Annotated in this window: 16 protein-coding genes; 8 read left to right on the forward strand and 8 right to left on the reverse strand. The window is 64.3% G+C overall.

Features of this window, described 5'->3' with window-relative positions:
• Window positions 1–26 precede the first annotated feature (26 nt).
• The 5 genes from tolB to ybgC form a co-directional block, all read right to left on the reverse strand.
• A complete protein-coding gene (tolB, locus tag MU848_RS11890) occupies window positions 27–1349 on the reverse strand; it encodes a Tol-Pal system beta propeller repeat protein TolB (RefSeq protein ID WP_097090638.1) in 1323 nt (440 codons plus the stop codon).
• Window positions 1346–2320 carry a cell envelope biogenesis protein TolA gene (locus MU848_RS11895; protein WP_097090639.1) on the reverse strand — a complete coding sequence of 325 codons (975 nt, stop codon included), beginning with the start codon at window positions 2318–2320 and terminating at the stop codon, window positions 1346–1348. The genes tolB and MU848_RS11895 overlap by 4 nt, the downstream gene beginning before the upstream one ends.
• A 19-nt stretch (window positions 2321–2339) precedes the next feature.
• On the reverse strand, window positions 2340–2804 hold the full coding sequence (gene tolR / locus MU848_RS11900; RefSeq protein ID WP_201515348.1) for a protein TolR: 465 nt from the start codon (window positions 2802–2804) through the stop codon (window positions 2340–2342).
• Window positions 2805–2959: 155 nt separating this feature from the next.
• Entirely contained in the window at window positions 2960–3679 is a 720-nt protein-coding gene (tolQ, locus tag MU848_RS11905; RefSeq protein WP_201515347.1) for a protein TolQ, read from the reverse strand.
• Entirely contained in the window at window positions 3676–4146 is a 471-nt protein-coding gene (ybgC, locus tag MU848_RS11910) for a tol-pal system-associated acyl-CoA thioesterase (protein WP_281494422.1), read from the reverse strand. The genes tolQ and ybgC overlap by 4 nt, the downstream gene beginning before the upstream one ends.
• Window positions 4147–4362: 216 nt before the next feature.
• On the opposite strand from ybgC, the gene MU848_RS11915 reads away from it, so the two are divergent.
• Window positions 4363–5241, forward strand: a complete 879-nt coding sequence (locus MU848_RS11915; protein ID WP_247232318.1) for a 3-hydroxyacyl-CoA dehydrogenase NAD-binding domain-containing protein — start codon at window positions 4363–4365, stop codon at window positions 5239–5241.
• Window positions 5242–5264: 23 nt separating this feature from the next.
• Here the strand turns inward: MU848_RS11915 and pspF are convergent, their stop codons facing one another.
• Window positions 5265–6266 carry a phage shock protein operon transcriptional activator gene (gene pspF, locus MU848_RS11920; protein WP_247232321.1) on the reverse strand — a complete coding sequence of 334 codons (1002 nt, stop codon included), beginning with the start codon at window positions 6264–6266 and terminating at the stop codon, window positions 5265–5267.
• Window positions 6267–6413: 147 nt separating this feature from the next.
• Between pspF and pspA the strand changes: the two genes are divergently transcribed.
• The 6 genes from pspA (at window position 6414) to MU848_RS11950 (ending at window position 9054) form a co-directional block, all read left to right on the forward strand.
• Window positions 6414–7082, forward strand: coding sequence for a phage shock protein PspA (pspA, locus tag MU848_RS11925; protein ID WP_247232336.1), 669 nt, complete (start codon window positions 6414–6416; stop codon window positions 7080–7082).
• A gap of 29 nt (window positions 7083–7111) precedes the next feature.
• On the forward strand, window positions 7112–7393 hold the full coding sequence (gene pspB, locus MU848_RS11930; protein WP_201515344.1) for an envelope stress response membrane protein PspB: 282 nt from the start codon (window positions 7112–7114) through the stop codon (window positions 7391–7393).
• Between the two features lies 1 nt (window position 7394).
• Entirely contained in the window at window positions 7395–7775 is a 381-nt protein-coding gene (gene pspC / locus MU848_RS11935) for an envelope stress response membrane protein PspC (protein ID WP_097090646.1), read from the forward strand.
• 20 nt (window positions 7776–7795) lie between these two features.
• Window positions 7796–8026 carry a hypothetical protein gene (locus MU848_RS11940; protein WP_097090647.1) on the forward strand — a complete coding sequence of 77 codons (231 nt, stop codon included), beginning with the start codon at window positions 7796–7798 and terminating at the stop codon, window positions 8024–8026.
• Window positions 8027–8076: 50 nt separating this feature from the next.
• Window positions 8077–8490: a SufE family protein gene (locus MU848_RS11945; RefSeq protein ID WP_097090648.1), complete on the forward strand. Its 414-nt coding sequence runs from the start codon at window positions 8077–8079 to the stop codon at window positions 8488–8490.
• A gap of 69 nt (window positions 8491–8559) precedes the next feature.
• Window positions 8560–9054, forward strand: a complete 495-nt coding sequence (locus tag MU848_RS11950) for a hypothetical protein (RefSeq protein ID WP_097090649.1) — start codon at window positions 8560–8562, stop codon at window positions 9052–9054.
• Window positions 9055–9109: 55 nt separating this feature from the next.
• On the opposite strand, the gene ggt is transcribed toward MU848_RS11950, so the two are convergent.
• Window positions 9110–10810: a gamma-glutamyltransferase gene (ggt, locus tag MU848_RS11955; protein WP_247232338.1), complete on the reverse strand. Its 1701-nt coding sequence runs from the start codon at window positions 10808–10810 to the stop codon at window positions 9110–9112.
• A gap of 58 nt (window positions 10811–10868) precedes the next feature.
• Entirely contained in the window at window positions 10869–11918 is a 1050-nt protein-coding gene (locus tag MU848_RS11960) for a quinone-dependent dihydroorotate dehydrogenase (RefSeq protein ID WP_247232345.1), read from the reverse strand.
• 337 nt (window positions 11919–12255) lie between these two features.
• On the opposite strand from MU848_RS11960, the gene MU848_RS11965 reads away from it, so the two are divergent.
• Entirely contained in the window at window positions 12256–13200 is a 945-nt protein-coding gene (locus MU848_RS11965) for a helix-turn-helix domain-containing protein (protein ID WP_380800753.1), read from the forward strand.
• The last annotated feature ends 48 nt before the right edge of the window (window positions 13201–13248 follow it).

Here is a 13248-nt window from a genome sequence, read left to right on the forward strand (position 1 = left end):
CGTCTGCGCGACGATGTTGTTCCCGATCAGGGGAGCAGCGGACCCCAGGCGGGGTCTGAACCGCTCAGCGGCGTGGGGATGCGGCGTTCGTTGACGCCGGTCAGGTCGACTTGCCAGACCTGGCTGGTGCCTTCGCGCCCGGCGGTGGTGCGGAAATATTGCAGGACGCGGCCGTTGGGCGACCAGGTGGGCTGCTCATCCTGCCAGCCATTGGTGAGGATGCGTTCATTGCCACCATCCGGCGTCATGACGGCGATCTTGAAGTCGCCGCTGATCTTGGTGAAGGCGATGAGGTCGCCGCGCGGGCTCCATTCTGGCGTCGCATAGCGGCCGCCGCCATGGCTGATGCGGCGCTGGCCCGAACCATCGGCGTTCATGACATAGATTTGCTGGCTGCCCGAACGGTCGCTTTCGAACACGATGCGGGTGCCGTCGGGCGAATAGCTGCCGCCGACGTCGATGCCCGGCGCGGTGGTGAGGCGGACGGGTTGGCCGCCCTGCGCCGAGACGCGGTAGATGTCGGTATTGCCCGCGACCGCCATCGAAAAGAGGATGTTGCGGCCGTCGGGCGACCAGCGCGGCGCGAAGGTCGCATTGTTGCTTTCGGTGACGAGCCGCTGACGACCGGTGCCGATGTCATAGACATAAATGCGCACCCGGCTGCCGATATAGCTTACATAGACGATCGACTTGTAGTCGGGCGAAAAGCGCGGGGTGAGCGCGATCGACTGGCCGTTGGTGATGAAGCGGTGGTTGGCGCCATCGCTATCCATGATGGCGAGGCGCTTGGTGCGGTTCCCCTTGGGGCCGCTCTCCGCGATATAGGCGATGCGGCTGTCGAAGAAGGGGCTTTCGCCCGACAGGCGGGCATAGATGGCGTCGGCGCATTTATGCGCGGCGCGGCGCCAGTCGCGCGGGGCAACGACATAGCCCTGGCGGGTCAGTTCCTGCTTCAACGCGACGTCGTAGAGATAGCAGCCGACCGTGATGTCCGCTTCCCCGCCAGTGGTGCGGACGAAGCCCTGCACCAGCGCCTGGTAAGCGCCCCATTTGTCATAAGCGGGATTGGTGACTTCCGGGAAGCCGATGGCGGGAATGCCGGCCGGGCCGGATGGATCGAACAGGCCCGATCCCTTGAGGTCCGTGGCGATCACTTCGGCGATCTTGCGGCCAAGTTCGGATGACGAGCCAGCGGGCGTCGATACTTCGGCCTGCGGCGGCAGGGCGGGCACGACGATCTTGAGGTTGCTGTCGATCTCGCCCGTCACATCGACCGACAGCTGCGCCATCGCAGGGCTGGCAAAGGCTGCGCAAAGGGCGAGCAGTGCGGTTATTCCAAAGCTTCTCATCGCGCTTTCCTTGCGTAGACTCTCAACGGTTTGAGCCATTTCCATTGTTCATAATATTCGTCCGGCAGCCCCTGGAAAGGGGAAGCCTGCATAACCGCTTGCACGGCGCGTTCCTTGTAGATGGAGACCTGCGGCTTGTTGCTGGCGGTCTGGCCCTGCACGTCGATGACTTCGGGCCTGCCGATCACCCGGCCGTTGCGGTCGATCTTCACCTCCAGGAATGCCACCAGCTGCTCGACATCCGCGCCGGAAGGGAGCTTCAGGTGCCGGTATATCTGGTCCCCGATCAAGCGGTCGAGCGCGGCCTTTTGCGCGGGGCCCATCGCCGCGGCGGGCGGCGGCGCGGCCTTGCGCGGGGCGTCGGCTTCGGTGTCGATGCCCTTCAGGAAGTCCTTGCCGAGTAGCGAACCCTTGGGCTTTTCCGCCTTGCCCTGACCGGATGCGCGGGCCGGGGCATCAGGTTTCGCCTTGGCAGCAGGCTTTTGCGCCGACTTGGCTGGGACGGGCTTAGCGGCGGCGGCGGGCTTCGCCTTGGCTGGCGTGGGCTTGGCCGCTGGCTTTTCGGGCGCGGGCTTGGGCTTTGGCTTGGCCTTGGCCACGTCCTTCTTCGCCGGAGCGGGTTCGGGCTTGGCAGGAGCAGGCTTCTCCACCTTCTTGGGTGGAGCAGGCTTTGGCGGCGGCGGCGCGGGTGAAGGCTCTGGCTCGGGAACAGGCGCGGGCTCTGGAACGGGCGCAGGGGCCGCGTCCTCGGTCGGTCCTTCTTCCGGCGCGACGCTGGGCGGGGGCGGCTGGGTCGAGATTTGCGGCGCGGTCGATTGGAGCGCCGCTTCATCCACCAGGCTGACGTCCATCGGCGGGGAGTTCAGCTTGAGCGGATTGGGCGTGGCCAAGAATCCGGCGGACAGCAGGCCGAACAGCAGGACATGTCCCGCCGTCGCGACGCCAAGGCCGATCTTCTCCGCGCGTTCCATTCGTTAAGTCCCTATGGCCCTATTCCGAACCGCCGCTGGCGGCGGCTTCGTCGCCGCCGGTGCTGACCAGCGCGACCTTGTTCAGACCGGCGCGGTTGAGTTCGCCCATCACGCGCATCACCCGGCCATAGTCCAGCCCGGTGTCGGCGCGCAGGAATATCTGAGGCGGCTCGGCCTTGCCCGCATTGGCGGAAACGATCTCCGCCAGACGGTCGGGCAATTCCGCGTCGCTGATCTGCGTCTCGTCAATATAGAGGCCGCCGTCGCGATCGATCGAGACCACGGCTGGCTTGTCGTCCTGATCAAGGCCCTTGGCGCGGGTTTCGGGCAGGTTCACCGGCACGCCCGTGACGAGCAGCGGGGCAGTCACCATGAAGATGATGAGCAGCACCAGCATGACGTCCACCAAGGGCGTGACGTTGATGTCCGCCATCGGCGCGCGGCCACGGCCACGGCGATGGGATGGGGGGCCGGACATTGCCATTTACGCAATCTCCGCCAAATTCGTCATCCCAGCGAAAGCTGGGATCGCAGGCCGGATAGGGCGGAGGGTGAGGCATGAGATGCCAGCGTTGGCTAACGCCGCCCTTCGGGTCGCTGGCATGACGAAAATGGTCGGGTTGACTTGTGCTGCCGTCATCACCGCTGCGCCTCCAGCTCCCGGCTCAGCGTCGAATAAAAGCCGTCAGCAAAGCGGGTCAGCTTGGATTCCATGCGGTTGATGCCATGGCTGAAGCGATTGTAGGCGATGACGGCCGGGATCGCCGCGAACAGGCCGATGGCGGTGGCGAACAGCGCTTCGGCGATGCCGGGCGCGACCACGGCAAGCGAACTATTCTGTTCCTTCGCGATGGCGGTGAAGGCGCGCATGATGCCCCAGACGGTGCCGAACAGGCCGACGAAGGGCGCGACCGAGCCGATCGTTGCCAAGATGTTGAGCCGGTCGGACAGGCGATCGACCTCGGCCGCGATCATGCTGGACATGGATGTGGCCAGCCGGTCGCGCGTGCCGTCGCGGTCGATCACCTTTTGCGCGGTCGACCGGCGCCATTCGGTGACGCCCGCTGCCATCACTTTGGCAGCAGGAAAATCGGCCTTCCCGCGTGCTTCGTAGAAGCGGTCGATGTCCTCCGCTTTCCAGAAGTCGGCTTCGAAGGCGCTGCTCTGGCGGCTCGCCTTGCGCAGCGTGAAGCTGAAGCCGATGATCATCGCCCAGGTCCAGATGCTGGCGAGCAACAGCCCCAGCATCACCAGCTTCACGACGATGTCCGCCTGAAGGAACAGGGCCAGCGGCGAAATGGTCGCGGCTTGGGTGGCAGCGCCCACCGCTGCGCCAACGTCAGGCATCGAAAGGCTCATGAGTTGATGTCTTCCCCTCTCATCAAACGGCTGAAAATGTCGGTCCAGGGCTTTGGTTGCCGCGTCGGGCGGCCCTGATCGTTAAGGAAGGCGACCGAGACTTCGCCGTCCGTCAGTATTTCATCGCCGCGCCTGACTCTTTGATGAATGGTGCAGGCGACAGGGCGGATTGCGGTTACGCGGCTTTCCACCATCAGATCATCGTCGAGCCGGGCCGGGCGCTTGTAATCGATGTGCAGGCTGGTCACGGCATAGACGCCGGTTCCATCTTCCTGCGCGGCGCGCTGATTGATTCCCGCGACCCGCAGCATGTCGGATCGCGCGCGTTCCATGTAGCGCAGGTAATTGGCGTGATAGACGACGCCAGACAGGTCCGTATCCTCAAAATAGACGCGCACGGGATAATGATGCACGGCGGCGATGAACCTTCCGGCCGCCGGCTCGGGCATGGGCGCTGTAACGGACATGCGCGGCCTTTTAACCATCAAGCAGGCGGCAGGCAAAGGCGGAAATGAAAGAAGCGTGCGCGTCCTGCCGGGCAGCCGGGGCAATCCATCCCACAAAGGGATCACGCTAAGCCCTGATTAACACGGCGCCTGTTGTGATGATGTTCAAAAGCGCTGGCCCCCTGCTTGCCATGGCGCTAGTGGGCGGCAAATTGATTTATGCAAGGACATTTTGGCATGACCGACATTCAGACCGTTGGCGTCATCGGCGCTGGTCAGATGGGCGCCGGGATAGCGCAGGTCAGCGCGCAGGCTGGCTATGACGTGATCCTGTGCGACGTCGATCTGGCGCGCGCGCAAAAGGGACTTCAGGGCATTTCCAAGCAGCTCGGCCGGGCCGTGGAGAAGGGCAAGCTGACCCCGGAAGAGTCCGAAGCCGCCTTCGCCCGCATCCGCCCGAGCGGCGATCTGGCTCCCTTGGCCGGTGCGCAGCTGGTCATCGAGGCGGCGACCGAACGGGAAGATATCAAGCGCACGATCTTTACCAATGTCGGCGCGGTGATCACGCCCGGCACGATCCTGGCGAGCAATACATCCTCCATCCCCATCACCCGGCTGGCGCAGGTGGTTCCCGATCCGGCGCTGTTCGTCGGCATCCACTTCTTCAACCCTGTCCAGGTCATGGCGCTGATCGAATTGATACGGGGCCTTGCGACCTCGGATGATACGGTGGCCACCGTGGAGGCCTTTGCCGCCAGCCTCGGCAAGAATGTCGTGCAGGCGTTCGACTCCCCCGGTTTCGTGGTCAACCGCATCCTGTTGCCGATGATCAATGAAGCGATCTTCGCCCTGGGCGAGGGGGTCGCGAACATTCGCGACATCGACATGGGCGTGCGGCTGGGGCTCAACCATCCTATGGGGCCGCTGACGCTGGCGGACTTTGTAGGGCTCGACACCTGCCTTGAGGTGCTGAACGTGCTGCGGTCGACCACTGGCGATTCCAAATATCGCCCCGCGCCGCTGCTGGTCAAATATGTCGAGGCTGGCTGGCTGGGGCGGAAGACCGGCAAGGGCTTTTACGACTATTCCGGGGCGGAGCCTGTGCCGACCCGCTGAGCGGGGAGGGTGGCAAGGGGGTTTCAGTCTGCCCCCAGGCGATGCTTCCGCATGCAGTGGCGCAGCTGGTCATAGCTGAGGCCAAGCGCCTTGGCGGTGGCGCGCTGGTTGTAGCGGTGGCGCTCCAGCGCCGCTTGCACGATGGCGGCTTCATGTGCGTCCACGGCGGCGCGCAGATTGCTGACGGGGGCGAGGCTGGGCACGGGGGCGGGTTGGGGGTCCTCGCCCGCTTTTGCCGGCGGTTGCGGCTGCCAGGGTGAGGCGAAGGGATCGAAGACGATCTGCGCGACGGCGCGACTTGGCTCATTCCAGCGGTATACGGCGCGCTCCACGACGTTGCGCAGTTCGCGGACATTGCCGGGCCATGCATGTGCTTCCAGCGCGCTCAGGCAGTCCGTGGAGAAGCCGGGCCATTGCGGCCATCCCAATTCAGCCGCCATGCGCCTGCCGAAATGATCGGCAAGGACGGCCACGTCGCCGTCGCGGGCGCGGAGCGGCGGGAGGGTGATGACCTCGAAGCTCAGCCGGTCCAGCAGATCGGGGCGGAAGCGGCGTGCTTCGGCGAGTCCGGGCAGATCTTCGTTGGTGGCGGCGATGATCCGGACATCCACCGTCATCGGCCGCGACGCGCCGATGCGGGTGACTTCGCCATATTCGATGACGCGCAGCAGCCGTTCCTGCGCCGCCATGGATAGGGTCGCCAGTTCATCGAGGAACAGCGTCCCGCCATCGGCCTCCTCGAACCGGCCTGCGCGCGATCGGGTGGCGCCTGTGAATGCGCCCTGTTCATGGCCGAACAGCTCAGCTTCGATCAATGTTTCCGGCAGCGCGGCACAATTCATCACGATCAGCGGCTCGCCCCAACGGGGTGAGAGGCGGTGGAGCCGCTCGGCTACCAGTTCCTTGCCGGTGCCGCGTTCGCCGACGACCAGCACGGGGCGGTTGAGTTCGGCTGCGCGGCCTGCTTGCTCCACCGCGTCCAGGAAGGCGAGGGACTGGCCAACGAATTGCGTGTTGCGCTCCATTCCTAACATATGGCGAAAATTACCATTATTTGGCAATGATCTTCGCCGTGATGATTCTGGAATCTCCGAAAAATGCGGCGGGATCGATCTGGCACGGCTCCTGCAAAGGAGGGGCAAAGCCGCTTGAACGGAAGGATCGCAGTTCCGATGGGTATTTTTTCTCGCACGCGCGACATCATCGCCGCCAATGTCACCGACCTGCTCGACCGGGCCGAGGACCCAGCCAAGATGATCCGCATGATCATCCTGGAAATGGAGGAGACGCTGGTCGAAGTGCGCGCGTCTGCCGCGCGGACCATCGCCGACCAGAAAGAGATGCGTCGTCATATCGGCAAGCTTCGGGGCCTGCAGGACAGCTGGACCGAAAAGGCGCAGCTGGCCTTGAGCAAGGATCGCGAGGATCTGGCCAAGGCCGCGCTGGTCGAAAAGCAGAAGGCGGCGGACATGGCGGAAAAGCTTGGGGCGGAAATCGAGCTGCTGGACGAGGCGCTGAAAGCGTCCGAAGAGGATATCGCCAAGCTTCAGGCCAAGCTGAGCGAGGCGCGCAACCGGCAGAACAGCCTGGTCAGCCGGATGGAAAGCGCGCAGAACCGGCTGCGGATGCGCGAAGCCTATGCCGGTGAAAAGGTGAACGAGGCCTTTGCCCGTTTCGACATGCTCGAACGGCGGGCGGACCTGGCAGAAGGGCGGGCGGAAGCCTTCAACCTTGGCCAGCAGCCCAAGACGCTGGAGGAGGAGATTGCCGAATTGCAATCCGCCGACAAGGTCGACGCCGAACTCGCGGCGCTCAAGGCCAGCATGAACCGGCCCGCCTGAACCCGCCAGACGAACAGGGAGTGTGACGCATGGAGGATGTGTTTCTGCCGATCATGATCTGCGGCATGCTGTTCATAGGCATGCCCTGGCTGATCCTGCACTATACGACCAAGTGGAAGCAGGCGCCCAAGATCACCGACGAGGATGAGCGGCTGCTCGATGAGCTGCACCTGCTCGCCCGGCGGCTGGAGGACCGGTTGCAGACCGTCGAGCGGATCGTCGCCGCCGACAATCCCGATTTCCGTCCGGCGCGCCCCGCGCCCGACGATAGCTATGATTTCGATCGCCCGAACCTCGACAGGAGGAACTGACATGGCTGCGCGCCGTACCAAATTCTACCTCGACAAGCAGAATGGCAAATGGATGGGCGTATGCGCGGGCATCGCCGATTATACCGGCATCGACGTGACGTGGGTGCGCGTCGGCGCGGTATTGGTGACGCTGATGGGGGCCTTCCCCTGGTCGCTGATCGCCTATTTCGCCGTCGCCTATTTTGGCGAGAACAAGCCGCTTGGCCTTTATGCCGATCGGGACGATGAGAAATTCTGGCAGGGCGTGCGCACCAATCCCGCGCGGTCGGCGCGCGATGTGCGGTCGAAGTTCCGCGACATCGACCGGCGGCTGGCCGACATCGAGACTTTCTACACCAGCCGCAACAAAAGGCTTGCGGACGAGATCGAAAGCCTGCGCTGAACGGAGCGTCGGAGGGTCATATGCAGGACATGGCTTTCACGCTGACCATGGTAATGGGAAGCCTGCTGGGGCTGCTGATCGTCGCGGGGGCGGCGCTGCGCGGATGGGACGGGTGGCTGGCGCTCAAGCGCGCGGAGCTTGGCCGTCCCGTGGAGGGCGTTGCAGCCATGGGAAGCACGCGGATCGAGATGGCGGACCTCAAGGAGCGCATCCGCAAGCTGGAGGCGATCGCGGCGGGCGTTGATCCATGACGTGAGGAAAAGCGGCTTTCGCGGGCCACTTTTCTGCCTATATGCGGGCTATGACCAAAGCGCCCGCCCTTGCCGATCTTCAGGAAGAATATGAATTTCTTGATGCCGATGACCGCTATCGGCTGCTGATCGACCTTGGCCGCGCGCTGGAACCGATGCCCGATGCGCTCAAGACCGATGCGACGCTGGTGCGGGGCTGTTCGGCGGCGGTGTGGGTCTATCCCACCGTGCGCGATGATGGCCGCCTCCATTTCCTCGCCGACAGCAATGCCGCGATCACCAAGGGGATCATCGCGCTCGTCCTGCTGACGGTGCAGGACCAGCTGCCAGCGGAAATCGCGGCGGCCGAGATCGAAGGCGATCTGGCGCCCTTCGACCTCAAGAATCAGCTCAGCTCCAACCGGACACAGGGCATCCCCAACATGATCGCGCTGATCCGGCAGACGGCGGAACGCTACAGCTGACATAAGGAAACCTGCTGACGTCCCGGCGTTCTCCTTCCGTGATCGGAACGGATGAAGAGGAGATGCGCGATGCGAAGCCTGTGGATGCTGGCGGCTATCGGCATGCTGGCGGGCTGCTCTGGCGGTGAGAAAGAAGGGCCGACGCAGCGCGAGCAGATCGGCCAGCAATGGAAATATGAAGGCGGGCAGGCGGGCAAGCCCAAGGTCGCTTATATCGGCAGCGCCAACAGCGTGCAGACCATGACGGCGCAAGACACTTTCTCGGTGCTGCTGGTCCAGCCGATGGCGGAAGGCGGCGCGCAGGTGACGGTGAAGCTGGTGGGCGCGCCCTTCAGCTGCGACCTGTCCGACTGCCGCGTGACCGCCGTGACCGACGACGGCAAGAGCCATGAATGGCGCGGGCGGATGACGGAGAATAAGGACGGCATAGAGGTGCTGCCCGCAGCCAAGGCGGATCAGGCGATCAAGGGGACCAAGCTGCTGAAGGTCAATCTGGTGATCGGCCCCAAGGACAAGAGCTTTCCGTTTGAGTTCAACGTCGCGGGGCTGGATTTGAAGGGGTGATGTTTCCGTCCACAACCCGTGGGGGGGAGCGGGCTGTTCACTGAGCGGGGGAAGGCTATTCCTGGAGCGACACGCCGGGGCTTCTGGGGTCAGCCGCGCCCTGCCACCGCCCGTCAGTTCCGCGTTCCGCCGCATTCGCCTTGAGGCCAAGCGGTGCGATAGTGACCGTGTGGCCCCAGGCCTCCAGCGGCGCCTTCATTGCCTCCAGCGCCGTCCCCTTCTCCAGCACAAGGCCTTTGGCGTCGAAGAACTCCAGCCCTAGCGCGATCGAGTCCTGTGCTGACAGGCCCCAGTCGAAATGCGCGATGATCGCCTTTGTCACCTGCATGATGATCGTCCGCCCGCCAGCCGCGCCGATGGTGAAGACAGGCGTTCCCTTGCCGTCATAAACGATGGTGGGGGACATGGAGGACAGGGGCCGTTTGCCCGGTTCCACCCGGTTGGCGACCGGCGCGCCATTTTTCTCGGGTGTGAAGCTGAAGTCGGTCAGTTCATTGTTGAGGATGACGCCGTTGGCAATCAACTGGCTGCCAAAGAAGCTTTCGATGGTGGACGTCCAGGCGGCGATGTCGCCGTCGCGGTCGATGGCGACGAAATGGCTGGTGCCGCTTTCCGGCTGCGGCGCGGCGGCGGTGCGGGCTTCAGCGCCGGGCGGCGTGCCGGGGCGATAGTCGTTGAGCGACCGGCCAAGCGCAATGAGCGCCGACCGCTTCCTGAGATAATCGGGATCGATCAGCCCGGCGATCGGCACGGACACATATTCCGGATCGCCGAGCCACTTGTCCCGATCGGCATAAGCCAGGCGCATGGCTTCACCGATGACATGCCAGGAACGCGGATCATCCTTACCCCATTGTTTGAGGGGAAAGCGTTCGACCATGCCCAATATCTGCAGCACGGTGATGCCGCCCGCAGAGGCCGGCCCCATGCCGCAAATGCTGTAGCCGCGATAAGGGCCGCAGACGGGCTTGCGCGCCTTCACCTGATAGGCGCCAATGTCGGCCTCCGTCATCGGCACGGGATTTTTGGGGGCGCTGGTGACAGTGGCGGCGATCGCCCGCGCGGTTTCCCCCTTGTAGAAGGCGTCAGGCCCTTCTGCCGCGATGCGTCGGAAGAGGGCGGCAAGCGGCGGGTTCCTGAGCGTCGTCCCGATCGGGGCAGGAGCGCCATCCACCCAGAAGAACTTCTGTATTTCCGGGAAATCGGCCCAGATCGGCGCCACGGCCTTCATCGCGGTGTCGAGACGCTGGCGCACTTCGAACCCTTCTTCGGCAAGGCGGATTGCGGGCGCAAACAGGCTTGCCCAGGAGAGCTTGCCCCATTTGCGATGCGCTTCCCAGGCGAGCCGCACATTCCCCGGCACGCCCACCGAATAGCCGCCGGGCCAGGCGGAGCGGAAATCGAGCGGCTGGCCATCCGCCCCGATGAAGCGATCCGGCCGCGCCGCCGCAGGCGCGGTCTCGCGCCCGTCGATCGATTCAAGCACTCCCGTCTCGCCATCATGATGCATCAGGAAGCCGCCGCCGCCGATGCCGCTATTATGCGGCTCGACGACATTGAGCGCGAGCATCATGGCGATCGCGGCGTCCGTCGCGCTGCCGCCCTGCCGAAGGATGTCCTGCCCCGCCGCCGCGGCGCGTGGATCGGCAGCCGAAACCGTCGCATTGAGCGAAACGGGTTCGCGCGCCACGGCCGGCGCAGTGTAGAGGAAAGCAAAGGCAAAGGGGGCCAGCAGGCCAGCGAGACGAGGCGTCATCCCCCGCACACTATCGTCCAGCCGGTCCGCCGCAACCCCCTGAGATCAAAGGTCAAGATCAGCTGTCGATGCCGACGACATCGCTGATATGCGTGAAGCCGTCCCGCGCCATCAGCTTTTTCAGTCCCGCATTGATGCGTTTGGCGAGATAGGGCCCTTCATAGACGAGCGCGCTGTACAGCTGGATCAGGCTCGCCCCCGCGCGAAGACGGGCATAGGCCTGTTCCGCATTGCCGATGCCGCCAACGCCGATCAGGGGCAGGCGATTGCCCAATATCCGCCGAAAATCCCTGATCCGCTGAAGCGACAGGTCGGTGAGAGGCGCACCCGACAATCCGCCGCTTTCCCCCGCATGGGCGGAGCGGAGCGGCGGGCGCGAAATGGTGGTGTTGGACACGATCAGCGCATCGACTTGATGGTCAAGGCAGGCGGCGGCGATATCCTCGACATCGGCTGGCTCAAGGTCGGGGGCGACCTTCAGGAAAATGGGGGTGCGGTCCGCGCCGCGCGCTGCCATTACCGCCGCCAGCAGCTGGTCCAGCGCCGCCCTGTCCTGCAACGCGCGCAGGCCCGGCGTGTTGGGCGACGAAATGTTGACCGTGAGATAGTCGGCGAGCGGCGCCATGCAGGTGACGCCGGTCACATAGTCCGCGATGCGATCGGCCGCGTCCTTGTTCGCGCCGATATTGATGCCGATCACCGGCGCTGCACCCTGACCGGCCGGGCGCCGGCGCTTTGCCACCCGCTCGGCCGCAGCAGCGAGGCCGCCATTGTTGAAGCCCATGCGGTTGATGACGGCGCGATCTTCCACCAACCGGAACAGGCGCGGCTGGGGATTGCCCGGCTGCGGCATGGGGGTCAGCGTCCCGAGCTCCGCAAAGCCGAAGCCCAGCGCATGCATCTTGTGCGCGACCAGCCCTTCCTTGTCATAGCCCGCAGCCAGCCCGACCGGGTTGGGGAAGCTGATGCCTGCCACGGTCTGGGTCAGGGCAGCGTCAGGCGCTGGGGGAGCGGCGAATGGCATCATGCGCAGCAGCGCGACAGACAGATGATGCGCGCGCTCTGCATCAAGCGCGAAAAACAGCGGGCGAACGAGGCGGTAGGACATGGGCGCGCTATGCCATCGCCGATCTTCCCCGTCGAGTCGCTGTGGTAATGGCGCAACAGTTGGCTGCGAAGGGTAAATTAGCTGCCAAATCATTCATATTGGTCGCATTTTCGCGCCCTTAATGTCCGATTCATCCAATCAAGCCGATCCGATTCGGATTTATGACCGTGCTGCGACCCGAAGGCTCTTGGCCATATGGCTACGAGACCTTTTACTGGCCCGGCGTGTAAAAACGCCGGGTCATTTTTTTCGAACCGGTTCGGAAAAAACCTTCGTTGCCTCAGTATCTCTCTTGCGCAGCAGCAAAGAAGCTTCATAGTACAGCTGTGGGGTGAATATGGGGCCGCATCGCGACAGCGCATCCGGGGGGATGCCACAGAGAGTGGAAAAGGGTGGCGATCCGTCGCTTTCCTATACTGTGGAAGCGGCGCAGGGGCCGGTCAAACTCCGCTATTTCGCTCCGCCTGACCCGCTGCATGCCTATTTCGGCTCCGTCTACATCTTTACCGAAAGCGCCGACCGCTACCTTGACGTGACGCGTGCGGATGTTCCGCAGTTGCGCTTCATGGTCGCGGGGGCGGGTGATTATCATTTCCATGACGGTACGGTGGCCGCGACTCCGGAAATTTGCCTGCTCGGCCCCACTTTGGGAGCGACGCGGTTCGAGCTGAACGGCCCCGCCTGCGTCGTCGGCATCTCACTCCTGCCCGCAGGCTGGGTCAGCCTGGGCGGAGGCGATGCCAGCCTGCTCGCGGACCGGCTGCGCGACATGAGCGCGGAGAAAAACGGCGCCATGGCCGCGCTGCTGACCCGGCTTAAGGGCATGCACGATCCCGAAGCGATCGCCGCCTGCTGCTGGTCGGTGCTGGCGCAATGGGTTAGGCCTTTGCCGGAAACAAGCTGGCGGCTGCTGGAAGCCGTGGACAACTGGCTGATGGGGGAAGGATCGCCCCGGATCGAAGCGCTGGTGGAGCAAACCGGATTGTCTCCGCGCCAGCTCGCCCGGATGACCAACCGCTATTATGGTTGCCCGCCCAAGCTGCTGGCGCGCAAATACCGGGCGCTGCGGTGCAGTGCGCGTATCGCGCTCGACCAACATAGCTGGCAGGAATTGTGCGAGGATGGCCGCTTCTACGACCAGTCGCATTTCATCCGGGAGATCAAGCATTTCATCGGCTTGACCCCGCATCAGTTGCAGACCGAGCCGACGGCGGTCGCCCAGCTTACCCTGTTGCGCCGCTCGCTGGGCGGGGACGTGGCCGTGCTGAACCGTTTCAGTTGAGGCGGCTGCCACTTTAGAAATGGCTTGATTCCGCGTGCCCGCGCGACC

The sequence above is a fragment of the Sphingobium agri genome, from assembly GCF_023051225.1.
Taxonomy (GTDB): domain Bacteria; phylum Pseudomonadota; class Alphaproteobacteria; order Sphingomonadales; family Sphingomonadaceae; genus Sphingobium; species Sphingobium agri.